General features: G+C 67.5%; 21 protein-coding genes. 11 read left to right on the forward strand and 10 right to left on the reverse strand.

Annotated features, from left to right (window positions below; genetic code table 11):
- Positions 1-54 precede the first annotated feature (54 nt).
- A complete protein-coding gene (locus ACGF8B_RS15500) occupies positions 55-1,428 on the forward strand; it encodes an alkaline phosphatase (RefSeq protein ID WP_392738426.1) in 1,374 nt (457 codons plus the stop codon).
- Here ACGF8B_RS15500 and ACGF8B_RS15505 read toward each other — a convergent pair.
- Entirely contained in the window at positions 1,356-2,171 is an 816-nt protein-coding gene (locus ACGF8B_RS15505; protein WP_392738428.1) for a hypothetical protein, read from the reverse strand. The genes ACGF8B_RS15500 and ACGF8B_RS15505 overlap by 73 nt on opposite strands.
- A gap of 486 nt (positions 2,172-2,657) precedes the next feature.
- Here ACGF8B_RS15505 and ACGF8B_RS15510 point away from each other — a divergent pair, with 486 nt between their 5' ends.
- On the forward strand, positions 2,658-3,830 hold the full coding sequence (locus tag ACGF8B_RS15510; protein ID WP_392738431.1) for an NADH:flavin oxidoreductase: 1,173 nt from the start codon (positions 2,658-2,660) through the stop codon (positions 3,828-3,830).
- A gap of 276 nt (positions 3,831-4,106) precedes the next feature.
- On the opposite strand, the gene ACGF8B_RS15515 is transcribed toward ACGF8B_RS15510, so the two are convergent.
- Entirely contained in the window at positions 4,107-4,343 is a 237-nt protein-coding gene (locus tag ACGF8B_RS15515; protein WP_392738434.1) for a hypothetical protein, read from the reverse strand.
- Between the two features lie 503 nt (positions 4,344-4,846).
- Here ACGF8B_RS15515 and ACGF8B_RS15520 point away from each other — a divergent pair.
- Complete coding sequence (locus ACGF8B_RS15520) at positions 4,847-5,395, forward strand: GNAT family N-acetyltransferase (protein WP_392738437.1); 549 nt, start codon at positions 4,847-4,849, stop codon at positions 5,393-5,395.
- A 64-nt stretch (positions 5,396-5,459) separates the two neighbouring features.
- On the opposite strand, the gene ACGF8B_RS15525 is transcribed toward ACGF8B_RS15520, so the two are convergent.
- A complete protein-coding gene (locus ACGF8B_RS15525) occupies positions 5,460-6,662 on the reverse strand; it encodes a cytochrome P450 (RefSeq protein WP_392738440.1) in 1,203 nt (400 codons plus the stop codon).
- Positions 6,663-7,404: 742 nt separating this feature from the next.
- Between ACGF8B_RS15525 and ACGF8B_RS15530 the strand changes: the two genes are divergently transcribed.
- The 6 genes from ACGF8B_RS15530 (at position 7,405) to ACGF8B_RS15555 (ending at position 14,889) form a co-directional block, all read left to right on the forward strand.
- A complete protein-coding gene (locus ACGF8B_RS15530) occupies positions 7,405-7,581 on the forward strand; it encodes a hypothetical protein (protein ID WP_392738442.1) in 177 nt (58 codons plus the stop codon).
- Between the two features lie 380 nt (positions 7,582-7,961).
- Positions 7,962-11,048, forward strand: coding sequence for a lantibiotic dehydratase (locus ACGF8B_RS15535; protein WP_392738445.1), 3,087 nt, complete (start codon positions 7,962-7,964; stop codon positions 11,046-11,048).
- Between the two features lie 23 nt (positions 11,049-11,071).
- Entirely contained in the window at positions 11,072-12,373 is a 1,302-nt protein-coding gene (locus tag ACGF8B_RS15540; RefSeq protein WP_392738448.1) for a lanthionine synthetase C family protein, read from the forward strand.
- 128 nt (positions 12,374-12,501) lie between these two features.
- Entirely contained in the window at positions 12,502-13,365 is an 864-nt protein-coding gene (locus ACGF8B_RS15545) for a hypothetical protein (RefSeq protein ID WP_392738451.1), read from the forward strand.
- Complete coding sequence (locus ACGF8B_RS15550) at positions 13,355-14,341, forward strand: alpha/beta hydrolase (RefSeq protein WP_392738453.1); 987 nt, start codon at positions 13,355-13,357, stop codon at positions 14,339-14,341. The genes ACGF8B_RS15545 and ACGF8B_RS15550 overlap by 11 nt, the downstream gene beginning before the upstream one ends.
- Positions 14,338-14,889, forward strand: a complete 552-nt coding sequence (locus ACGF8B_RS15555; protein ID WP_392738456.1) for a hypothetical protein — start codon at positions 14,338-14,340, stop codon at positions 14,887-14,889. Before ACGF8B_RS15550 ends, ACGF8B_RS15555 begins: the two co-directional genes overlap by 4 nt.
- Positions 14,890-15,098: 209 nt before the next feature.
- Here ACGF8B_RS15555 and ACGF8B_RS15560 read toward each other — a convergent pair whose 3' ends face one another.
- Complete coding sequence (locus ACGF8B_RS15560) at positions 15,099-16,469, reverse strand: peptidase C39 family protein (protein ID WP_392738459.1); 1,371 nt, start codon at positions 16,467-16,469, stop codon at positions 15,099-15,101.
- Between the two features lie 198 nt (positions 16,470-16,667).
- Here ACGF8B_RS15560 and ACGF8B_RS15565 point away from each other — a divergent pair, with 198 nt between their 5' ends.
- The gene (locus ACGF8B_RS15565) at positions 16,668-17,297 is read left to right on the forward strand and encodes a uridine kinase (protein ID WP_392738462.1); all 630 of its coding nucleotides are present in this window, start codon (positions 16,668-16,670) and stop codon (positions 17,295-17,297) included.
- A 361-nt stretch (positions 17,298-17,658) separates the two neighbouring features.
- Positions 17,659-19,572, forward strand: a complete 1,914-nt coding sequence (locus ACGF8B_RS15570) for an AAA family ATPase (RefSeq protein ID WP_392738465.1) — start codon at positions 17,659-17,661, stop codon at positions 19,570-19,572.
- A 57-nt stretch (positions 19,573-19,629) separates the two neighbouring features.
- Here the strand turns inward: ACGF8B_RS15570 and ACGF8B_RS15575 are convergent, their stop codons facing one another.
- The 6 genes from ACGF8B_RS15575 to ribH all read right to left on the reverse strand — a co-directional run bounded on the left by ACGF8B_RS15575 (position 19,630) and on the right by ribH (position 24,469).
- The gene (locus tag ACGF8B_RS15575; protein ID WP_392738467.1) at positions 19,630-20,736 is read right to left on the reverse strand and encodes a hemolysin family protein; all 1,107 of its coding nucleotides are present in this window, start codon (positions 20,734-20,736) and stop codon (positions 19,630-19,632) included.
- Positions 20,733-22,082 (reverse strand): hemolysin family protein, encoded by a 1,350-nt coding sequence (locus ACGF8B_RS15580; protein WP_392738470.1) that lies wholly within the window; start codon positions 22,080-22,082, stop codon positions 20,733-20,735. The genes ACGF8B_RS15575 and ACGF8B_RS15580 overlap by 4 nt, the downstream gene beginning before the upstream one ends.
- A gap of 186 nt (positions 22,083-22,268) precedes the next feature.
- On the reverse strand, positions 22,269-22,733 hold the full coding sequence (locus tag ACGF8B_RS15585) for a PH domain-containing protein (RefSeq protein WP_392738473.1): 465 nt from the start codon (positions 22,731-22,733) through the stop codon (positions 22,269-22,271).
- A 31-nt stretch (positions 22,734-22,764) separates the two neighbouring features.
- Positions 22,765-23,613 (reverse strand): ATP phosphoribosyltransferase, encoded by an 849-nt coding sequence (hisG, locus tag ACGF8B_RS15590; protein WP_392738476.1) that lies wholly within the window; start codon positions 23,611-23,613, stop codon positions 22,765-22,767.
- Between the two features lie 63 nt (positions 23,614-23,676).
- Positions 23,677-23,949: a phosphoribosyl-ATP diphosphatase gene (locus ACGF8B_RS15595; RefSeq protein WP_018524273.1), complete on the reverse strand. Its 273-nt coding sequence runs from the start codon at positions 23,947-23,949 to the stop codon at positions 23,677-23,679.
- A 34-nt stretch (positions 23,950-23,983) separates the two neighbouring features.
- Positions 23,984-24,469 (reverse strand): 6,7-dimethyl-8-ribityllumazine synthase, encoded by a 486-nt coding sequence (gene ribH / locus ACGF8B_RS15600; protein WP_124718909.1) that lies wholly within the window; start codon positions 24,467-24,469, stop codon positions 23,984-23,986.
- Positions 24,470-24,489 lie beyond the last annotated feature (20 nt).

A 24,489-nucleotide genomic window follows, 5' to 3' on the forward strand; every position in this document is an offset into this window, starting at 1 on the left:
GCTGGTGAGGTGATCCTCGTCGGTGCTCCCCGCCGGCCGGATCAAGGAGATTCCATGCCCAGTAAGCGCCTTTCCCGCGGTCACCTGATAGCCACCGGTGCGGTCCTCGTGGCCACCGCCACCGCCGCTGCCGCCCTGACGGCGACGGCCGGTGCGTCCGGTACGAAGGAGCACGCCAAGGACGCCATCAAGGGCGGCAAGGCGAAGAACGTCATTCTGCTCATCGGTGACGGCATGGGCGACTCGGAGATCACCCTCGCCCGCGACTACACGGTGGGCGCGGCCGGCCACCTGAACATGGACAAGTTCCCGCTGACCGGCGCGTACACGACGTACGCCGTGCACGCCGACGGCACGCCGGACTACGTCACCGACTCCGCGGCCAGCGGCACCGGCTGGGCGACCGGCGTGAAGACCGTCAACGGCCGGATCTCCAAGACGCCGGGCAAGGACAAGGCCGTGCCGACCATTCTGGAGCTGGCGCAGAAGGGCGGCTACGCGACCGGCTCGGTGACCACCGCCGAGCTGACCGACGCCACTCCGGCCGTCCTCGCCTCGCACGTCACCGACCGCTCCTGCCAGGGCCCCGCCGACATGGCCAAGTGCCCCACGGACACCATCGCCAAGGGCGGCCCCGGCTCCATCGCCGAGCAGAGCGTGAACCACAAGGTCGACGTCCTCCTCGGCGGCGGCAAGCAGCGCTTCGACCAGAAGATCACCGAGGGCCGGTACAAGGGTCTGACCGTCACCCAGCAGGCCCGGAAGCTGGGCTACCAGGTCGTCACCGACAACACCTCCCTGAAGGCGGTCAAGGGCGGCAAGCCGGTGCTCGGACTCTTCGCGCCGGGCAATGTCGCCACCGAGTGGACGGGCAAGCCCGCCGCGGTCGGCGGCACCGCCCCGCAGCGCTGTGTCACCTCCAACCCGGGCCGCCCCTCCGGCACCCCGAACCTCGCCGACCAGACCACCAAGGCCATCCAGCTCCTGGAGGCCAAGCAGAAGCGCGGCCACAGCAAGAAGGGCTTCTTCCTCCAGGTCGAGGGCGCGTCGATCGACAAGCAGGACCACGCCGCCGACCCGTGCGGCCAGATCGGCGAGACCGCCGCGTTCGACCGCGCGGTGAAGACGGCGCGCGCGTACGCCGCCAAGCACCCCGACACCCTCGTCGTCACCACCGCCGACCACGGCCACAGCAGCCAGATCGTGCCCCTGGAGGCCCAGCCGCCCGGCCTGACCTCCACGCTGATCACCGACGAGGGCCAGCAGCTCAAGGTCAACTACTCGACCAACCCGCCCGGCCAGTCGCAGGAGCACACCGGCACCGAGGTCCGGATCGCGGCGCAGGGCCCGCAGGCCTACCGGGTCCTGGGCGTCACCGACCAGACCGACCTGTTCACGACGATCCGCGAGGCGCTCCGCGTCCGCTGACCCCTCGCAGTACCCGCCCCGGCCCCGTCGGCACACGCAGCACGCCGACGGGGCCGGGGCTTCGGCGTGCCGGCGGAGGTGTTCGGTGCCGGGGTGAGGGTCGAGGCATCGCCGCCGAAACGGACGGCGAGGGCGCTGACGACCGGGTGGACCGTGAAGCCCGCGAGCGCCATGAGGGGGCCGGCTTCGGCGGGGCGGACGGTGACGCCCTGGTCGATGAGGTGCCCGAGGATCACCAGGCGCCGGGAGGAGCGGCCGACGGCACCACAACGGCCGGGGCCGCGCGTACAGCGCCGTACGGAATTGGCAGGTCCGGCGGTTTCGGCGGCCGTGAGCATGCCGGCGACCGCGTCGATCAATGCCGCCACGTACGACTCGGCGTCCAACTCATCGGGGGACGCGGTCTCCTGCGATCCCTCCAGGTCGGCCAGGGCCGAGATGATCAGTTGACCCGCCCACCTGATCCGAGGGCGCAGCCGAGGCCGGGTCAGACCGGGGAGCCGGGCGGTGACCAGGTGCCCGACGGCCACCGCCTCGTCGAGCCCGCCCATGCCCGGAAGGGCGGTGACATCGTGCCCGATGTACTCGAATACGCGGTCCAGGAAGCGGACGTAGTGGCTTCCTGACACGGTCGCCTGCTCGGCAAGGGGCCGAACCAGAATCTCCACCAGTTCCCTCGGGTCGCCGAGCCGGTCCCCGGCCTCGGCAGATTTCAGCAACTCTCCGCGCCGGGCGTCGATCACACCGAGTCGGTACTCGAAGACGGCTCTGATCAGAAGTTCTTTGTTCTGGAAATGGTATTTCGCCGCGGCCGTATTGCGCTGCCGCGCCCTCGGAGCTGACCTGCCGCAGGGAGGTCGCGTCGATCCCCTGTGTTGCGAACAGGCGCTCCGCAGCGAGCAGAATCTGCAATCGGGTCGATGATTCCACGGATCTTGCCTCTGTCCGGTCCGGTGGCGCCGCGAACCGGTTCCAGCCGATTCCGGCCCGGGAGTGCTACGTGGCGGTGCTCGACCGTCGCCGGGACGCCGAGCGGTCGCTGACGCGCGAACCCGGTTTCTTCGAGCCGCACCGGCGCGTCGCTGCGGAGCGGGCGATTGCGGGGGCGCTGAACCGGATGTTGGCGCCGTCGGCGCTCAGAGGATGCGAGCAGTCGTGGCCATGGCAATCGACGGCGCGAACCGCTACAGATGTCGTGCGCTCCAGCCACCCCGTACCCAGGAGGTCGCATGACCGGCAAGCCCACTCCCGATGTGCTGTCGCCGGGCGAGATCGGCCCGTTGAAGCTCCGGAACCGCACCATCAAGGCCGCGACGTTCGAAGGACGCAGTGACGGCGGTCTCGTCACCGACCCGCTGATCGAGTTCCACCGGAACGTGGCGGCGGGAGGCGTGGGCATGACCACCGTCGCCTACTGCGCCGTCGCTCCCGAGGGACGGACGCAGTACGACCAGATCTGGATGCGGCCCGACGCCGTCCCCGGCCTGCGGCGGCTCACCGATGCCGTGCATGCCGAGGGCGCCGCCGCGTCGGCGCAGATCGGACACGCGGGACCGGTCGCGAACCCCCGGTCGAACCGACTGCCCGCACTCGGACCGAGCCGGCGGTTCAACCACCTGGGCGGGCAGATGACCCGCGCCGCCTCGGAGGAGGACATCGCCCGCATCGCCCGCGCGCACGGGGCCGCCGCCCGGCTGGCGGTCGAGTCCGGGTTCGACGCCGTCGAGGTGCACCTCGGGCACAACTACTTCGCCAGCTCGTTCCTCAGCCCGCGGATCAACAAACGCAAGGACGCGTACGGCGGTTCGCTGCACAACCGTGCGAAGGTGGCCCGCTCCGCGGTCCGTGCGGTGCGCGAAGCGGTGGGCGACCGGATCGCGATCCTGGCGAAGTTCAACATGGACGACGGCGTCGGCGGCGGTCTCTGGCTTGACGAGGCGCTGCGGGTCGCCCGCTGGATCGAGGCGGACGGCACGGTCGACGCCCTGGAACTGACCGTCGGCAGCTCCCTGCTCAATCCCATGTACCTGTTCAAGGGGAGGGCACCGCTGCGTGACTTCGCGGCAGCCCTGCCGCGTCCGCAGCGCGTCGGCGTACGGATGCTCGGCCGGCGCTTCCTGCACGAGTACCCCTACCGCGACGCGTTCCTCCTTGAGGAGGCCCGCCAGTTCCGCGCCGCCCTCGACCTGCCCCTGGTCCTCCTCGGCGGCATCAGCAGCCGGGCGTCCATGGACCTGGCCATGGCGGAGGGATTCCAGTTCGTCGCGATGGCCCGCGCACTCCTGCGCGAGCCGGACTTCGTCAACCGCGTACGGGAAGAGGGTGCGGCCCGATCGCTGTGCGTGCACTGCAACAAATGCATGCCGACCAACTTCTCGGGGACACGCTGCGTCCTGGCGTGACCGTCGGCGTCCGCACGGACGCCGAGCAGGACGTCGCCGGTGAGTGTGCCCTCGTGCTCACGGCTCACGGCTCACGGCTCACGGCTCACGGCTCACGGCCGGACGCGCGGCGCGGCGCGCGGTTCCGACGGTGCCGCCCGGAGTGTGGCCGGCCTGTTCAGTGCCGTTGACGACGGGATCCAGTAGGTCTGCCGCACTGGGCTCCAGGACAACGTGGATCGGGGTGCCAGGGCGCGGGCCCGGACCCCTCACGGAACCGCGCGACGGCCCGGTCCGTCAGGGACAGCGTGTTCTCCCCGGCGTGCCGTCCGGCACGTCCGACCTGATCAGTCCCTGAGCGCGCAGATCGCCCCACAGGGCGTCGGGGACGTGCTGGGCGTGGAGTTCCACATTTCGCTCGGCCTGTTCCTGCTTCCGCATGCCGCGGGTAACGTTGACGACCGCTGGATGCGTCCGGGGCAAGGCGATGGCGGCGGGCAGGGTGGTGCCGTGCTGCTCACAGAGCTTGCTCATGGCCGGCGCTTGAGCGACCAGGTCGGGCGGAGCGTCCTGGTAGTCGTACTTCACGCCTTCGGTCGGCCGGTCTCATACAACACCAGGGCGAACCACCCGTCTCGCCGCCCGAGAACGCATCAGCCCCGGGGGTCCTGATGCCTGGCCACCTCTGTGGATTTCAGCCCGGCCCCCACTCTCGTCCCGCGAAGGAGATTCCGTTGAGACCGTCCGAACCGTCGGCCTCGGTCCACCTGGTCAACGTCGTCGCGGATGACTCCGGGCCCGGCCCGCTCAGCCGGCTGTCAGAGATACGGGAACACGGCGGGGAAGTCGTCGGGCGCATTCGCACCTCCGCAGATCCCGGTCGCGGATCCACGGTGGGCCGCATCGAGGAGCTCCGGATCAGCCGCCCGGACCCGGATTCCCGTTGGGGATCAGGGGCAGTACTGGAGGCGGAGCGACGATTTCGGACCGTGGGCTGCAAACACTCACAGGTGACACTTCAGCCGGATGATCCGCTTGTGCCGCTGTTCAGCGGGCTCGGCTATGCCGAACTGTCCCACACGATGCACAAGCCCCTTGAGGGGCTGCCGGAGATCGCACCGGGCAGCTCCGCACGCCCCATGGACGAGGACGAATTCCTCGACTGGTCCCGGCAGTTCCGCACCGACTACGTGCGGGCCCTGCGCCAGAGCGGCATGTCCGCCGGCCCTGCTGAGAAGCACGCCGAACTCTGGGTCGACGAGCTGTCCTCCACCGGAATCGGCTCTCCCCGGTACTCCTTTCGAGTCCTTGTCCACGACGACGTGACGGTGGGGTACCTCTGGGGCGGTCGCGACGGCAGCCTCTCGTCGCAGTGGTTTGTCTACGACATAAGAATCCGCCCGGACCATCGCGGCGCCGGTCATGGGCGCACACTCATGCACGTCGCGGAGATCGAAGCCCTGTCATCGGGATGCTCTGCCGTGGCTCTGAGTGTCTTCGCCGGTAACCAGACCGCGTTCCATCTCTACACATCCCTCGGGTACACGGTCGGCAACTCCCGGATGCTCAAGGATCTCGAAGCGTGAGCCGTGTTATCCGATGTCGCATTGCTCCGGGGTGCCGAGTGGGGCTGGGCTCCGATCGCGGCTGCTACCCGATCGCGACAGGAAGCTCCTCGAATCCCCGGATCGGGAAGCGGTGGGCGCGAACCGGCTTTCCCGCGAGTTTGATTCCGGGGAAGCGCATCAGGATTCGCTGGAGAGCCTCCTGGGCCTCGATACGCGCCAGACCTGTACCCAGGCAATAGTGCGGACCGGCACTGAACGTGAGAGAGGGCGCAGAGCTGCGCGCAGGATTGAACGTGTGCGGATCCTCGTATCGGGCAGGGTCTCTGTTCGCCGCCGCCAGGAGCACCATGACCTCCGCGCCCTCAGGCATGAGGCAACCACCCACCGTGGTTTCCTGCGCCACCCTTCGACGATTGGCGAGATGCGCCGGCGGGTCGTACCGAAGGACCTCGTCCACGAAGAGTGTCGCGGCTTCCATGGTCGCCGGTACTGCCACGCGATCATCAGGCCGCTCAAGAAGAATCGAAAGACCACTGGCGATGCCATAGGCGGTGGTCTCGAACCCCGCCACAAACAGAAAAACAATATTTGCCAGCAGCTCTCGATCCGTCAGCTTGCCGCCGGCGTCGTCCTGGACGTGCAGTAGCTCACCTATGAGATCATCAAGCGGGTTCCGTCGACTCTTCGCGATCAGTGATTTGAAATACTCCTCCACTTCTCTGGCGGACTTGGTGGCCTGAGGCAGGTCTTCTGGCTTATCCGCGTCCGCCAGATACTTGAACTGGACGAGAAGCCAATCCTGATCCGCTCGTGGCACACCTACGACTTCGCTGATCACCGATATCGGCAGCCGATAGGCGAACTCATCCATGAAGTCCACGATGCCGCGCTGTCGGGCCAGATCCTCGAAGCGATCCAGGAGAACCTCGACATTACGAGCGATGGCGGGTCTCATCGCGGCCAGCCGACGAGGAGTGAACGGCTGTGCCAGGGCGTGATGAGCCCGTCTGTGATCCTCGGGTCCGGCATGGATCAGGGAGTCCAGGAACAAGTTCACGGAAGAACCGTCCGGGTGCAGCTTCCCCCGGTCCGGACTGTCCAGCGTCTGCACCGGGAAAAGCGGACTACGTAGCACGTAATCGGCTTCGGCGTAGCCCACGACCAGGAATTTGCGGGCTGTCAGCTCATGGACCGGCCCGCCCTCGTTCAGGATTCTGTAGTAGGGATACGGATTATCCCGACCCTCCGCCGACCACGCCCTGGCCGTAATACCGTTGGCATCCATGGCGCGAAGCATGTCATGGCATTCCTGGAATCTGTCAAGGCAGCACTCACCCCCGGCCATCTGATTCACCCGTTCCTGACCGGGCTCTCTCAATGGCTCCAAATTCCTTCTGAATACTTTCCAGCGACCACCGCACCCAAACCAAAAATTTTCCTCGCCCCTCCCGGAGGGGGCTCGTGATGGGCGGCCACACCTCTCTCACCACCTCCACACACGCGGCCCGGTTCACCCTCCGCAGCCGCCGAACCGCCCACCCTCCAGGCTCCGGACCGGTCGCCGCCGACACGAGCATCCATGCCGTCGATGAGCTGACAGCACACCCTGACCTGCGACTACTCGACCTGCCTTCGACTCGCGCCGGCTCTCGTCCGCCAGTCCCCCCGCGCACGGAGAACACCCCCGCGATCCTGCGAGACCTGCTCCACAGGCGCTCTCCCCCGCGTGAAGCAGGCGGCCGCGCACTTCGGATGCCATCCGCCGTAACGCGCTGCGCCGGCACGGCACTAATCACCGTAAGGAATGCCGAAATACTCATGAAAACTAGATCAAAAACAGACGAAAGGGTAATGTGAAGGAGTTGAGAAGGAACTTTGATCATCCCTGTTCCCCATTCACCGGATAACGCATACAGTGCTTCCGAGTTCTACGGCAGACCCGTGGTTCCGCCGGTCCCATTTGCTCAAAAGGCAAGGGATCTGCGGTCTACTGACCTGGGTAAAACCTGGAATAGGGAGACAGCTACATGAGCACTGACCTCATTACTGCAGTGGCGAACAAGGAACTGTCCGACCTCGACCTCGACATTAAGTTCCTGGCGAGTGACGAAAGCGCGGACTTCACGCTGACCTGCGCGGTCGACAGCATGGGAAACAATGTCAACACCTCGATGGGGATTCGCGGACCGATCTGCTGCGCGTAAATCCGTAGCAGGCCGCAGGAACTCACACTTCAGTCAAGCGATTGATGGCCGGCTGAAGATTTGAGGGAGCAGAAGACCGGGCCCACGGATGGATCGCGAATCCAGGTCGATCCGTGGGCCTCCGGTCGCGCAGAAGTCGTTCGAACTTCCTCTGTACGATCCTGGCGATGAATCCCGGACCGGTCGGCTCGGCCGCTCCGGCCCGACCCATCGGCCACCGATGCTCCTATGAAATCCAGCGACCGGGCCTCCGAACCCATACCGAGGGGGACGCTCGGACAGATCCAGTCTGAATGAAATCAGAGATCGCGATGCCCAGATCGGTCCGCACTCGCCGCAGCAGACCGACGGCTCAGCCGGACGGAACAAGGAAAACGTAGATGACGGGCACTTATTTCGCCGCCGAGGATCCCATACTGCTCCGGGCTGCCGCCATCCCACGAGGCGCTCTCCCCATATCGACTCCTCGCTCGACGCACAGAAGCGAAACGTCGGATTCGGAACTCGTTGCCTACATCCGGGGGCTGGCTTCCAACGCAACCCTGAAAGAAGCCATTTCGGTTTCCAGCACATCGCTGGGTGAGACTCTGGATTCCCTTGCGCGTGGTGATGTGCTGTCCCGGAAGAAACTTGTCAGAACAGCGATCTCTGTCACGAAGTACGCCTTGCGCATAACGGGTCGGCCGACTCCCTTTGGGCTTCAGGCAGGGGTTTCCGTGGCAACTCCTGCCGACCGGGCGAGTCTCAGGTTCTCGCAGAACCAAAAACACGTGAATTACGACGAGGGATGGTTCTCCGAGGTCGCGAAGTCCCTGCTCGGCATCGCGGAGGTGCGCAACCGGCTGACCATCGTCGCGAACGACCTCTGCCACCTGCGGGGCAACAGAATGGTCATTCCGTACGCCGGTCAGCACGGCACGGATACTGAGCACCGGAAGGGACAGGTGAGCATACGCCTCACCAGACTCCTGTCTTCCGTACGCACCATCACCGAGAGTCCGATCCCTTATGCAGAAGCCATCGGCAGACTGGCCGACTCGTTTCCGGAGATCACTCGGGATCAACTTGATGGCTACATGCTGGAGCTCATCAGGAGCGAAGTTGTTCTCACCTCCCTCGTATCAGGGAATTTGGATGACATACCGGAGGAAACCCAGAACACCACGTTGATAGCCCTTCGTGAGGTATCCGAAGGCCTGCGGCAATACGAACAGCGCGCGGTGGGTGAGGGCCTTGAGGACTACAGGCGGATCCTTGCACTGGCCAAGGCGGCAACAGGAGGGCTGGAGGACGTCCCGCTCCAGGTCGACCTCAGGACGGGGATCGAAGCCGCACTGCCCCGCGGCGTGCTGCGCGAGATAGAAGAGTATGCGTCCGCAGTCTGGCGGATTGCACCGAACACCTCATCACACCCGCACATGGTCACATACTTCAATGCTTTCGCTGATAAGTACGGCAAATATGGCGCGGAACGCCTGGACCGTCTGATCGACTCCCATATCGGGCTGGGCTTCCCGCAAGGATTCCAGAACCCCCCGGTGGAATCCCGCATGCTCCGTGAGCACGATCACAGTCTGGGGACCGAATCGAAACCGAGTGAGCGCGCCGAGATGCTGGGAGCACTGCTCCACAGGGGACTGGCGAGCAAGGACGGAGAAATCGTCCTGAGCGATGTCGATATCGACATGCTGGCCCGTGGGGAAATGAGCACGGCTCCGCCTTCTTCAATGGATCTCTGTTTCCAGCTGATGGCGCGAAGCCTTGACGAAATGAATGCGGGGGATTTCAGGCTCGCAGCGTCTCCGCTCGTCGGGTCCCGCGTCATCGGCGCGACCATGGGACGTTTCTCCCGGCTCACCGGCAGCGTGAAGGCTGTTTCCGACCTCTACGCGCGTCCCACGACGGACATGCAGGAGGTCATCTATGCGCAGGTGGATTTCCAACCCAATAAGGCTCGGGCGCTCAATGTGATGCGGGCGCCGCAACTGTCTCCCTATGTCATTCCAGTCGGCACGTTCAGCGACCGCAGCGATGGGCACATCGACTGGAGGGAGCTCGTTGTCTATTCTGACGGTCAGGCGCTCCGGCTTCACTGGGAACGCAAGGGAGTGGATGTGCAGCCCTTCGTCCCACATATGCTCGCTCTTCAGAACCGCGCACCGAATCTTGCGCGTTTTCTCAGTGAACTCAGATACTCGGACGGCACGAAGGCATGGAAGCCGTGGTCCTGGACCGGCTACGAGTCGATGCCGGCACTGCCACGTGTCCGCATCGGCCGAGTAGTCGCCTTTCCCAGGACCTGGCGCCCCAGCGCGGAGATGCGGAGTTCGGCTCGGGATGCAGCATCCTGGACGCGTGCGGTTCAGGAATGGAGAGAGCGCACCGACATCCAGAACAACGTGAGCGTCTCCCACCTGGACAGGGTGTACGGAATCGATCTGGACAGTGAGTTCCACCGCGAGATGCTGCGGCGCGACATCCTCAAGGGCGGCGTCGAGATCACGGAGACCCTGGGGGAAGAGGATCACGACTTCGGATGGCTGCAGGATCGGAGTAGCGAGATCGTCGTCCCCCTCCGCAGCACACCGGACCCCAAGACCTCACGGAAGGTGCGACAGGTCCCCAGGGTGTTCGAGAACCCACGGTACGAACCGGCCGGTGAGTGGGTCTACATCCGGGTGTTCGGGGATCTCAATTCGCAGAACGAGTTCATATCGCAGCACCTTCCCAACATTGTCGGCGAGGTGGCTGAATGGACAGACCGATGGTTCTTCATCCGGTTCAACTCACCGGACCCTCACATCCGGCTACGCTTTCACGCCGCAAATGATGAGGCGAGGGAAGTCCTTCTCGTCAGGCTGTTGGACAATGCGAAGAGATTGCGCGCGTCCGGTGTCGTCCGCAAGGTGACGGTGGACAACTACGAACCGGAGGTCTCCAGGTACGGGGGCGCGGCCGCCATGACTCTGGCCGAGAAGCTGTTCTGCATCGACAGCCAGACGGCCATCAATCAGATCCGCCTCCTGGAGGCGAACAGCATCCAGAATGCAGGCATCGGAACTCTGATGGTCGCGAATTACGCCTGCCTACTGGATTCGTTGGGGCTGGACTGGTGCACCTGGGTGGGGAAGCAGTTCCCGAAGAGCCACGACGGGGCGGTTTCCCGTGCCGAAATCGACGAGGCGTGCGCCATCATATCGCCGACCAATACCGCCTCGAAGATCGGTGAGCACCTGGGGTCCTCGAACCTCGAACGGGCCTGGTCCGGGAACGTTATCGCCAAGGAATACGGGGATGCGATTCTGCGTGATTCCGAGTCCATTTCGGAGACCGCCCGGGACTACTCGATCCTGAGTCTTCTCCATATGCAGCACAACCGGCTCATCGGGATCAATCCTGAGAACGAGAAAAAGACCCTCACTCTCCTGGGTCATGTCGGACGGAAGCTCTCGTCCCTGCCCCGGTGAACTGCTGAATGTGACGTGGAAAAATGACGGACGCTCAAATCGGTGAATCGACATGGACAAAGATCTCCGGGGACATCGCACGACGGGTCACCGACCCGGATCGAGTGCTGACCATCCTTGAGAACCTGCCGGACTCCGAGGACTGGAACCCTCAGTCACGGCACGCGCTGGGAAGCGGCCTGCTGGGTCCGGCGATCCTGCTCGGTGGAGATCCCACCCGGGCGAGCCATGACGGGCCGGCAGCACACGAGCACATGAGACATGTTGCCCGTTGGGTCACCTCGGTCCCCGCTCTGAACCCCGGCCTGTACTCGGGGCAGGCCGGGGTGGCGTTCGGCATCGTCATGCGACAGAGGGCGGCAGGAGGTTATACGGAGGCCCTGCGGGCACTGGACCGGAAGATCTCGACCGGCATCGCCGCCATCTGCCGCAGGATGAACGAGGACAGCATCGGCGACAGAGCGAGGTTCGACACCATAGCCGGTTTGGCCGGAATCGGCCGCTACGCCCTGATGCGACCTGCCTCCATGGCAGATGCCCTGCGAACCGTCCTGTCGACGCTGGTGGGCATGAGCGAGTCGGTTCGGGCCGAGGGCCTCGATGTGCCGGGCTTCTGGTGCCTGACCCGTCCCCGGGGCGGGCCTGTCGATTCCGTCCAGGAAGGTCATCTCAACCTGGGCTTGTCACATGGCATCGCCGGACCACTGGCCCTGTTGTCAATCGCCCGGAGCTCGGGAATCGAGGTCCCTCACCAGGAGCGGGCGATCGAGCGCCTCGCCCAGATATTCCAGGAGCAGAAGCTCGTGGACCACCACGGCGTCCACTGGCCGAATCTCCTCACGTGGGACGACTGGCGCCGCGGGTACTCCACGAAGGAGCGGGGCCGAACGGCCTGGTGCTACGGCGGCCTTGGAATCGCCTGCTCTCTCCAGCTGGCCGCAGCTGCCACGGGCCGCCGCGATCTGAGGAAACTGGCCACCGACTCGGTCGACGCCATCATCCGCACCCCACTGGCGGAGTGGGGCATTCGCGATGTCTCGCTGTGCCACGGTTGGGCCGGCGCACTCAATTGCCTGAAATTCTTCAGCGACGGGGAGCGCGCCGAGGACGTCTCGCGCACAAGGGATCGCATTGCAGCCATCATTGAGAGGGAGTTCGAGCCCGACTCCCCGTTCGGCTATCGATACCCGGACGAGAGACACGACCAACTCCTCGATCGGCCGGGGTTCCTGGACGGTGCCAGCGGCATCGCCCTGGCCCTGGAAGCCTATTCCTCGGGTGAGACGTCTGCCGCCCCCTGGGACGCCGCGCTCCTTCTGGCATGACGTGCCGGCCTGCGCGACATACCGCCCACGAAACAAATGATCTCTTCCGATCTTTCCTTCTCCGGGGCGGACGACTTGGCCTTTTGCATGGTGTGAGGCAGATTTCACGCAGAAAAGAGGTGGCCGAAATGAAGATTCTGAAGCGAATCAAAAAAATATCCCGCTCACAGATCAGCCGGGAACGGGCGCTTACCACGACCGAACAGATCAGCGCCGTGACTCATCTGGTCAACAGCCTGGAGGTTCTCGCGAACGACCGCAACCCCCGGAACGCCGCCCTGGTGGACTGGAATCTCATCAAGGATGAATATTCGTGGGCTCCGCGTCCCGTCCATGATTTTCTCGGCTTCGTTTCCCGACCGGGCGTCAGTCGCGCAATCCATGTGGCGCGTGCCGCTTCTGCTCTTTCGTTGTTGATTCCTGGAACACATCGCCGTCATCGTGCGGCAGCGGGAATGTTCCTTTCACTGACATCCGTGATCACGAGCCCACGTCAGCATTTCGGAACGGATGGCTCCGACCAGGTCGCGTTTTTGGTTCAGGGTGTTGCCGCCCTGGCGCGTATGGGCGAGCAGCAACCCAGAATCGTCGACTCCTGCCTCTGGTTCGTAGGTCTGCAGTCGAGCCTCTCCTATTTCGCTTCCGGGGTGGCCAAGGCCGCCGGCCCCCTCTGGCGTTCCGGCGAAGCTCTGCCGCTCATTCTGCGCACCGAGGCGTACGGCGACAGCACCGCCTTTCGCCTCGTCAAAAAATACCCCCGCGCGGCCAGGGCTACGACTACAGGTGTGCTGCTCCTGGAGTGCGGTTTCCCCGTGGTGTTTCTGGCCAAGGGCAGGATGACGCTGCCGATACTTGTCTCGGCGGGCACATTCCATGTGATAAATGCCCGCGTGATGGGTCTCTCCCGCTTCGTGTGGGCCTTTCTTTCCACATACCCTGCGATTCTCTATGTCACGCAGCAGGACCTCGGATCGGTGCGCCATGGAAAATAGAAGCGACACCCTCCCCCGGCTGATCGCAGGAGTACTGGCCGGCAGCCTTGCGGGGGGCATCGGGGTTCAGCGGATGCGACGGCGGAGAGTCGGCCTGGGGTCGGGCCGCGAGCGCTTCCTCGATGCCGACTCGGGGAACCTGATCTCCTATCAATTGCACCCGGCAGTCGACCCTGCCTTCTCCCAGGATCCCCTACTGGTATTTATTCCCGATCTGGGCGCGACGGTGGAGCGCTGGAGCGAGCTCAGGATGGCGCTTGAGCACGATTTCTCCGTCCTTACCCACAACCGTGCCGGCTACGGCAGGAGCCGGTACCGGATGGGCGGAGAGTTCTCTCTCGGCTCGGCGGTCAGCGACTTGCTCAACGTCATCGAGAAGGCCGGTTCCGACCGACCCGTGGTCCTCATGGGTCATGGATTGGGCGGCCTGATCGCATTGCTCGCGGAGGAATCACTGCCCACGGCATCGCTGATGCTCCTTGATCCGCGGTATCCCGCAGAGCTTCAACGCTCCGTGCTGCTTCGTTCGAAGTCCGAACAGTCCGGCTTCAATCTGAAGTACATGCCCTCGTCGTCGCGCATCGGCCTCTCCTCGCTTCTGGTGCCGCCTCCCTGGGCCGGCTCCCTCCCCGCAGACGTGAGGCGGCTGTGTCTCGACCAGTACCGGGACGCGGAGTTGTGGCGCGCGTACATGCGGGAGTGGAAGGCGGCCCACTCCGAATTACAGAACCCCGATCCGATACCCGTGGTGCGCAAGCCCCTGCACCTGGTCACGTCCAACACCAAGGGTGTCGAGAGCGAGGCATACGAGGAGATGCACGTGGAGCTGCTGAAGTCCGCGGACGCCGGCCGCCGGACGAGTCTTGAGAATGTGATGCGTGACCAGCTGCCGATGGGAAGCCGCTGCGTGGCGAGCCTCGCGCCTCTCGTCGGCGAGTTCCTCCAATCGATCTGCGGACCCGGGAGGTCGTCTTGAAGCGCAGTTCAACCGTGGCTCATCGTTCCGTCGACGCCCTGCTGGCCGGATGGTTCGCGATCACGTTGGTGAGCCAGCACCCGCACCGTTCCTTCGATTGGTTCCGTCGGTTCGACAGGATGGGCGCCATCCCCAACTGGCGTTTCTTCGCCCCCTTTCCCATCCGGTACGACTTCGTCGTGCTTTTCCGAGTCGTCGGCGAGAGGGGTGAGGTCTCGCCCTGGACACGGCTCGTCGGAGGTGACGGACGGTCCTGGAGCGCGGTCGTATGGTCTCCGGAACGACGCCACGAGAAGGCTGTTCTCACCGTCTGTGGCGATCTGGTTTCGACGCTGACGGCCTCGGGCCCCGGAGCGATAGAGAATTCGGTCCCCGACAGGGTTCTCCGTGAACTCGTGCGGCGAGAGGTCCTGCACGGTTCGCATGGGTCGCGCGATCCGGCACAGCGCTGCCAGTTCCTGATCACCAAGAGCGGCGGATACGACGACCAGGTAGCACCGAAGTTCCTCTACGCCTCGCCTCTCTTTTCCACCCGGAGCCAGGGCTGATGCACTGCCAGGTGGCGGGACGGGCGGTCCGCCCCGGCGCGGCGAGGGACCAACGATTCGCCCGACCGGAAGTGACGGGTGCCGGTAGGGCCCCGGCCGGCTCGGGCATCGCTCGATCGAGGTCACGGTGGACCAGCACGGCCACCTCTCCCCGGACGGCCGGGAACGCTGCCGCCGGACGGGCGAGGCGGCCGTGGCGCCGCGCCCGATCACATCAGGCCGAACGACCTCAGGACCCGGCGCTGCTCAGCGGTCGGCATGGCCGGCCAGTACAGGTAGCAGACCCCGCCCGTACCGCTCCTGACCTTGCCCTGCGCGTCGTAGCGCTTGGTGCGGAGCCAGATGTTCTCCCACTCCCGGCGCCGGTAGATCCGGCGCACCGCCTCGTTGTCCGGCGAGGCCGGGTCGTTCGCGATCACGTCGCCGGACTCGGTGAAGCCGATCACGGTCATCAGATGGCCGGAGGTCCCGTACCCGGCGCCGGTCAGCTCCTCCTTGAGGAAGGACTGTGACGTGATGACCGGGATGCCCGCGCGGATCAGCGTCTCCAGGTCCCCGAGCGAGCCCAGTCGGGTCACCGCCGAGCTCATCTCGTCGTACGTCGCGGCGTAGGCGGCGTTGAACGGCCAGTTGCCGCAGCCCTCGTACTGGTAGTCGTAGGTGAACCGGGCCGCGTGGCAGACCTGCGGGTCGGCCAGGCCGGGCTTGACCCAGGCGAGGTCCTCGGCGGTCGGCCGGCGGCCCCAGTACTCGATGATCATCTGCGAGGAGGTGGGGCTGCACCAGGCCTCGCCGCCGTTGTCGTACTCGGGGTACTGGCCCGCGTGGACGTTCTGCGAGTAGCGCGGCACCCGCAGCTCGCGGACCAGGCCGGGGGTGCCGGCCGGGACGGTGAAGCGGTCCGGGATGTCGGAGGCCATCGCGCCGATCCTCCGGACGGTGGGCGTCAGACGGCTGCCCGGGGTGCGGTACAGGGTGAGCCGCAGCCGGTAGGAGACCAGTCGCAGTCCGCTCGCCGGGTCGTCCACCGAGAAGGTGTCGGTCCAGATCGAGCTCCTGCCGTCGCTCTGGTCGTCGACCGACGTGCGGCGGATGTCGCCGTCACCGGCGGCCCAGCGGCCCATCACGTACCAGGGTGTCGAGGTGCCGTCCGAGTAGCGGCCCTGGAGCTCGATCCGGATCCAGGTGCCCGCCGGGGTCTGCGCGTTCCAGGAGGCGATCACCTCGGTCGCCGGGACCGAGGAGCGGTGCACCGGGGAGGTCCAGGTCGCGTACTCCCAGGTGGCGGTCGTACCGGTGTGCGGGTCGGTGTAGTCGGTGCGTCCCGCGGCGTGGCCGATCGCCAGCCCGGGGCGGCGGCCCGCGACGACCCGTGTCCCTGCGCCGGAGCCGGCGCGCCAGTCGGTGTAGGTGTGCCAGAAGCGGTTGTCCACGGCAGGGGCCTTCACCGAGGGAGCGTGGGGCGGGGCGGCGGAGCGGACGGCGGCGGTCGCGGAGCCGGCGGACGACACCGCTCCGGCGGCGGCCGCCGCCGCGATCGCGGCGGTCAGCACGGTCCTGCGCGAGGTCGGTCTGTTCATGGGCGAGACCCCCGGTCGTAAGCGGAATGGGGCTGCGATGTGCACGACAGTGCGCCAACTATCGCGGGTCGCGGCCGGATCCGGCCAGCGATTCGGCTCGCGCCGATGAACCAATATTGGTCTGGTCCACTGGCGTGACCTGCGGCTGTCCCGGAGGCGGACGGCGGGTGCCCGGGCCCGGCTCGTAGGCTGGTGTCCATGAACGACCTCTCGCCCCTCGCCCGGCGGCTGCGCATCCTGGCGTCGTCCTGCGGACCGGTCCGGCTGATCGCCGTCGACGGCCACGCGGGCTCGGGGAAGAGCACCTTCGCCGCCCGCCTGGCCGCCGCACTCGGTGACGCCCCCGTCCTGCACCTGGACGACGTGGCCACGCACGAGTCCTTCTTCACCTGGACGGACCGGCTGCGGGAACAGGTGCTCGTACCGCTGGAGCGCGGTGAGCGCGCGCGGTACGCGCCGTACGACTGGACCGCGCGGAGCTTCGGGGCGCCGCGCGAGCTGGAGCCCGCGCCGGTGGTCCTGATCGAGGGCGTCGGGGCCGGCCGCCGGGCACTGCGGCCGCACCTGGCCGGGCTGCTGTGGATGGACCTGCCGGCCGCACGGTCCTGGGAGCGCGGCCGCCGCAGGGACGGGCCCGCGCTCTCGGAGTTCTGGGACGGGTGGACGGCGGCCGAGGCGGAGCACTTCTCGGCCGACCCTTCCCGTTCCCACGCGGACACTCTGGTGCGGCAGTTGCCGGTGGGATACGAGTTGCTGGAGGGACCCGGAACAGCAGCAGGAACGAACCATTCCGTCACGGACCGTGAGCGCGTGACACCGCCGTACTGAATGGTGAGAAATCGCCCGGCAAGTACCTCAACTCCGCTTGACCCGGGGGCGGTACAGGTCTTACGTTCTCAATGTGCGGCTTTTCGGAGCCCTCGCAGACGCGAAGCCCCCGATTGTTCCCCCGTGATCGGGGGCTTCGTTCTGCCCTCGCACCCCCTCCCCCACACCCGTCCGACGGATTCCGCTCACCCTGGGTCACGGTCTCCCTTCGGCCTGCGGCGCTCTTAGTCGCACACTCCCTGCGCAGGTACGATGCCTCTCGGTGCGGTCAATTCCCGTCCGTGGCAAAGTGATTCGGCGCGCCCGGGTGGGCAGAATCGTGCGGCGGGACATCCTGGGGGCACGGTTTGTGGGGGACCAGATGGACATCGGCACTCAGGGCGCACAGGCCCCGGCCGACCTCGCCTGGCTGCGCGGCGTGGACGCCTACACCATGGGCGCCTACCCACAGGCCGAGGAGGAGTTCAGGGCCGCGGTCCGGCTCGATCCCGGCATGGCGGACGGCTGGCTCGGCCTCCATGCGCTGAGGGTCGACACGACCGCGGCGCTGCTGCACATGTACCGCCATCGCGAACGCTTCGGCGAGCAGCGCACCCGGCACCGGCGCACGCTCAACTCCTGGTACTGGCTGGGCTGGTGGGTGCAGCCGGTCCTGGAGAGCGCACGGGACCTGCTGCTGGCGCACGCCTCGCACTGGCTGGACGGCCGCCACGTTCCCGAACTGGACCGGGCGCTCGCGGGCCTGCCGCCGGTGGACACCGACCCGCAGGTGCGCTTTCTGCACGCCTGCCGCTCGTACCTGGTCAAGGACTGGGAACAGCTCGTACGCAACACCGAGCAGCTGGTGGACGATCCGCTGCTGGGCATCGAGGCCGGGCTGTTCGGCGGGATGGCCCGGGTGCGTCTGGAGATGTACGGGCAGGCCGAGCCGCTGCTCTCCACCGCGCTGATGCGCTGCCGCAGCGAGCAGCCGCAGCGCAAGGAACTGCGCTACTGGCTGGCCCGTGCGCACGAGGGCACCGGCCGCAGCGCCGCCGCCCTGCCGCTCTACCGGGCGGTGCACCGGATCGACCCCGCGTTCATGGACACCTCGGCGCGGCTCGCCGCGATCGCGGACTACGACGGCCTGGAGGGCTCCGACGAGGCGGCTGGCCTGGCCGCCGTGTCGCTGGCCGGGCTCGGCACTGACGGCACCGTATCGGAGGCGCAGCCGGACACGGATCCGCTGCTCGGCGCCGATCCGGTGGACGGGCGGGAGCTGCGGCCCGGCGGTGAGGCGCCCGGTTTCGTGGACGTCGGGATGCCGCCGCCGTCCGGCGGGACGCGGCGCAGAGCGGCGGTACCCGGTCAGCCGGCGTCCCCGTTCCCGGCGGGGCCCAGCGATCCGGTGCTGCTCGCCCAGGCGCTGGCCGAGCTGGAGCGGATGGTGGGGCTGGAGCCGGTGAAGCGCCAGGTCAAGGCGTTGTCCGCGCAGCTGAACATGGCGCGGCTGCGGGCCGGCCAGGGGCTTCCCGTGCAGCCGCCGAAGCGCCATTTCGTCTTCTCGGGCCCGTCCGGCACCGGCAAGACCACGGTGGCCCGGATTCTGGGCCGGGTCTTCTACGCGCTGGGGCTGCTCGGCGGCGACCATCTGGTCGAGGCCCAACGGGCCGATCTGGTGGGCGAGTTCCTCGGCCAGACCGCGGTCAAGGCCAATGAGCTGATCGACTCGGCGCTCGGCGGGGTGCTCTTCGTCGACGAGGCGTACAGCCTCGCCAACAGCGGCTACAGCAAGGGCGACGCGTACGGCGACGAGGCACTTCAGGTCCTCCTCAAGCGCGCGGAGGACAACCGGGACCATCTCGTCGTCATCCTCGCGGGCTATCCGGAGGGCATGGACCGGCTGCTGGCCACCAATCCGGGGCTCTCCTCGCGCTTCACCACCCGGGTGGACTTCCCGAGCTACCGGCCGCTGGAGCTCACCTCGATCGGTGAGGTGCTGGCGGCGGAGAACGACGACGCGTGGGACGAGGAGTCCCTGGACGAGCTGCGATCCATCAGCGGTCATGTGGTCGAGCAGGGCTGGATCGACGAACTGGGCAACGGCAGGTTCCTGCGCACCCTGTACGAGAAGAGCTGCGCCTACCGCGATCTCCGGCTCTCCGGCTACGCGGCCGTACCGAGCCGGGACGATCTGGCCACGCTGCGGCTGCCGGACCTGATGCAGGCGTACGGCGAGGTGCTGTCCGGCCGGGGGCCGGTGGACCGGGGGCAGCAGGAGCCGCCGGCCCTGTGAGCCCCGGTGGCCGGAGGGGCCGGGTGACGGCCCCTCCGGCGGACCGGGACGGTGCGGTCAGCGGACCGCTGCGGTGAGTTCGCCGTATCCGGTCGTGGTGCCCGCGGGTTCCGCCGCCCGGCGCGGCACCGCGATCCGGTGGGCCGGGTCGCGCACCTCGCCGACGAGCATCTCCAGGACGTCCTCCATGGCGACCAGGCCGAGGATCCGGCCGGACGCGTCGGCGACCTGTGCCAGGTGCGTGGCGGCCCTGCGCATCACGGTCAGGGCGTCGTCCAGGGGCAGCTCGGCCCGTACGGTCGCCATCGGGCGCCATACGTGCTGGGGGACGGCCCGCTCGCCGTCCTCCAGGTCCAGCACATCCTTGACGTGCAGGTAGCCCATGAACGGGCCGCCGCCCTCCGCGCACACGGGGAAACGCGAGTAGCCGGTGCGTACGGTCAGCTCCTCGATCCGGTGCGGGGTGACGGACGGGTCCACGGTCACCAGGGACGCCCGGCTGAGCAGCACATCGGTGACGGGCCTGCTGCCCAGCTCCAGCGCGTCCTCCAGCCGCTCCTGCGCCTCCGGCTCCAGCAGTCCGGCCTGGCCGGAGTCCTCGACGAGCCGGTTGAGCTGCTCGCTGGTGAAGACGGCCTCGACCTCGTCCTTCGGTTCGACACCGAAGATCCTGAGCACCAGCCGGGCGCAGGCGCCCAGCGCGACGGTGACCGGACGGCAGACGCGGGCGAAGCCGACGAGGCCGGGGCTGAGCCAGAGCGCGGTCTTCTCCGGCGCCGCCATCGCGAGGTTCTTCGGGACCATCTCGCCGATGACGAGGTGGAGGAAGACCACGAAGACGAGCGCCAGGACGTAGCCGAGCGGGTGGATCAGGCCCTCGGGCAGGTGGACCGCCTGGAAGACCGGCTCCAGCAGATGGGCGACCGTCGGTTCGGCGACGGCGCCGAGGGTCAGTGAGCAGACGGTGATGCCGAACTGGGCGGCGGCCATCATCCGCGGCAGGTTCTCCAGCCCGTACAGCACCTGGCGGGCCCGGCCCGAACCGGCCGCCGCGAGCGGCTCGACCTGGCTGCGCCGTACGGAGACGAGGGCGAACTCGGCGCCGACGAAGAAGCCGTTCGCCAGCACGAGGAGTGCGGCGAAAAGCAGTTGGACCAGGCTCATCGCACGGCCTCCAGGACGTCCTGGGCCGCCGGGGCCTCGGCCGTGCGGACGAAGCGGACCTTCTCGGCCCGGTAGTGGCCGACCTGGCGGACGGAGATCCGCCAGCCGGGCAGCTCGGCCCGGTCGCCGGGGGCGGGGATCCGTCCCAGCAGATCGGCGACGAGTCCGGCCACGGTCTCGTACGGTCCGTCGGGTACGTCGAGTCCTATCCGGCGCAGGGTGAGGACCCGGCAGCTGCCTTCGGCGTCCCAGGCCGGGCGGCCTTCCTCCGGGGCGGCGGGGGCCAGCTCGGGCCGGTCGGCGCCCTCGGCGTCGTGCTCGTCCCTGACCTCACCGACGAGTTCCTCGATGATGTCCTCCAGGGTGACCACTCCGGCGGTGCCGCCGTACTCGTCGACCACCACGGCGATCGGCTGCTCGTTGCGCAGCCGCTGGAGCAACTGTTCGACGGGCAGGGTCTCGGGGACCAGCAGCGGCGGTACGGCGATCCGTCCGGCGGGGGTGCGCAGCCGGTCCTGGGCGGGCACGGCGAGCGCGTCCTTGAGGTGGATCATGCCGACGACCTCGTCGATCCGTTCCCGGTAGACGGGGAAGCGGGAGAGGCCGGTGGCACGGGTGAGGTTGAGGACGTCCTGTGCGGTCGCCGAGGACTGCAGGGCGCTGACCTTCACCCGTGGGGTCATGACGTGCTGGGCGGTGAGTCCGGCGAGCGACAGGGTCCGTACGAAGAGGTCCGCGGTGTCCTGTTCGAGGGTGCCGGCCTCGGCCGAGTGCCGGGCCAGGGAGACCAGCTCCCCGGGGGTGCGGGCGGAGGCCAGTTCATCGGTGGGCTCGACGCCCAGCAGCCGCACCAGCCGGTTGGCCACGGTGTTCAGCAGGCTGATCACCGGCCGGAACACGGCGGAGAAACGGTGCTGGGGGCCGGCGACGAACCGGGCGACCTGGAGCGGCCGGGAGACCGCCCAGTTCTTCGGTACGAGTTCGCCGATCACCATCTGGACGGCGGAGGCCACCATCATCCCGATCACCACGCTGATGCCGGGGACGGCGCCGTCGGGCAGCCCGGTCGCGGTGAGCGGGCCGTCCAGCAGCTGGGCGAGCGCCGGCTCGGCGAGCATGCCGACGACCAGTGAGGTGATGGTGATGCCCAGCTGGGTGCCGGAGAGCTGGAAGGAGAGTTCGCGCAGGGCTTCGACGACGGTACGGGCCCGCCGGTCGCCCTCGGCGGCGGCGCGCTCGGCGTCCGGCCGCTCCACCGTGACGAGCCCGAATTCGGCTGCCACGAAGAATCCGTTGGCGAGGATGAGAAGGAATGCCGCGCTCAGAAGCAGCAGGGGGGTGGTCATGCCGCCGCCTCCGGGGAAGGGGCGGCGCAGGTACTACCGGACGATCCGTCCATTGCTGGAAGGAGTCACTCCTTGGGTCGCAGGAAAGCCCCGCCGGTCTCGTGGACCTCTGGGTGCGGGGCGGGGTGCGCAGGGGCACCGCCGCCCTCCAGAGTAATCAAGAAGAGGCCGTACGGGGCAGGGGGCTCAGCCGATGTCCGTTCCGGTGCCGTGGCTCTCGGCGAGGGCGCGCAGCGTCCGGGCGTCGCGGATGGCCTGCTGCTTGGCGATTCCCGGCTGGATGCCGAGGGCGGGCATGCTGGTCCCGTCGCTGAGGTCGAGGAAGACCCAGGGGTCGCCGACGCGCAGGTTGACCCGGAGGATCTCCGCCCAGGACAGCCGGCGCGTCCGGGTGAGATTGACCACGGTCACCCCGTCCTCGTTCGCGACGACCTTGGGGCGGCTGAGCAGCGCCAGCACCCCGAAGAACAGCAGCGCCGTGAAGACGAAGCTGGCCCGCTCCCCCGGACTCAGCTGCTCCAGGGTCAGCGCGACGACGGTGATGACGAGGAACATCAGCGCCCCCACGCTCAGCAGGACCACCCGGGTTCGGGTCGGCCGGAACGTGACCGGGAGAGTGGGGAGTTCGGGCCGGGGTGCGGGGGCGGACATGGTGTTCTTCTGTCTTCCGGGCGGCCGGCCGTCAGAGGCGGCAGGCGTGGATGGCGGTGGTGAGGATGGCGCGGGCGCCGAGGTCGTACAGATCGTCCATGATCCGCTGGGCCTCCCGGGCGGCGACCATGGAGCGGACGGCGACCCAGCCCTCGTGGTGCAGCGGCGAGATGGTCGGCGACTCCAGGCCCGGGGTGAGGGCGACCGCGCGCTCCAGGTGCTCGACGCGGCAGTCGTAGTCCATCATCACGTAGGAGCGGGCGACCAGGACGCCCTGGAGGCGGCGGAGGAACTGCCGCACCTTGGGGTCGTCGTCGGGTGCGCCGGTACGGCGGATGACGACGGCCTCGGACTTCATGATCGGCTCGCCGATGACTTCGAGTCCGGCGTTGCGCAGGCTGGTGCCGGTCTCCACGACGTCGGCGATGACCTGGGCCACACCGAGCTCGATGGCGGTCTCGACGGCGCCGTCGAGGTGGACGACGGAGGCGTTGACGCCGACGTCGGCGAGGTGCTTGGCGACGATGCCCTCGTAGGAGGTGGCGATCGTCATGCCGTCGAAGTCCTGCGGGCCCTGGGCGGTGCCGGGCTTGGTGGCGTAGCGGAAGGTGGAGCGGGCGAAGCCGAGCTGGAGGATCTCCTCGGAGTCCGCGCCGGAGTCCAGCAGCAGGTCGCGGCCGGTGATGCCGATGTCGAGCCGGCCGGAGCTGACGTAGATCGCGATGTCGCGCGGCCGCAGGTAGAAGAACTCGACCTCGTTCTCGGGGTCGACGAGGACGAGTTCCTTCGACTCCTTGCGCTGCTGGTAGCCGGCCTCATGGAGCATCGCCATCGCAGGCCCGGAGAGTGAACCCTTGTTGGGGACGGCGATGCGCAGCATGAGGTCAGGTTCCTTTGCGAGGAGGGAGTGCCGGTGCGGACGTACGGGGTGCGGAGGTAGGGCTCAGAGGTGGGCGTAGACGTCGTCGAGCGAGATCCCGCGGGCGACCATCATCACCTGGACGTGGTACAGCAGCTGGGAGATCTCCTCGGCGGCGGCGTCCTTGCTCTCGTGCTCGGCGGCCATCCAGACTTCGGCGGCCTCCTCGACGACCTTCTTGCCGATGGCATGGACGCCCTTGTCCACGAGCTCGGCGGTACGGGAGGTGGAGGGGTCGCCGTTGGCGGCCTTGAGCTGCAGCTCGGCGAAGAGCTCTTCGAAGGTTTTGTTCGCCATGATGGTCTTAGAGTACGGGGTCGGCGCCCTGTGCTCAGCGCCAGGGCTCGCTGACCGTGCGCAGCGTGGCGGCGGTGGCGACGGCCGCGGTGACCGCTTCGTGCCCCTTGTCCTCGTTGGACCCTTCGAGGCCGGCCCGGTCGAGCGCCTGCTCCTCGGTGTCGCACGTGAGTACGCCGAAGCCGACCGGGACGCCGGTGTCGACGGCGACCTGGGTGAGGCCGTTGGTGACGCCGTGGGACACGTACTCGAAGTGCGGGGTGCCGCCGCGGATGATCACGCCGAGGGCGACGACCGCGTCGTAGCCGCGGCCCGCGAGGACCTTGGCGACGACCGGGAGTTCGAAGCTGCCGGGCACCCGGAGCAGGGTCGGCTCGTCGATGCCGAGTTCGTGCAGGGCGCGCAGGGCGCCGTCGACGAGGCCGTCCATGATCTTCTCGTGCCACTGCGCGGCGACGACCGCCACGCGCAGGTCACCGCAGTTGCGTACGGACAGTTCGGGTGCGCCCTTGCCGCTCATGTCTCTCCTGCCGCTCGTTT

Origin of the sequence: Streptomyces sp. NPDC047917 (assembly GCF_043204345.1) — a bacterium.
Taxonomy (GTDB): Bacteria; Actinomycetota; Actinomycetes; order Streptomycetales; family Streptomycetaceae; genus Streptomyces; species Streptomyces sanglieri.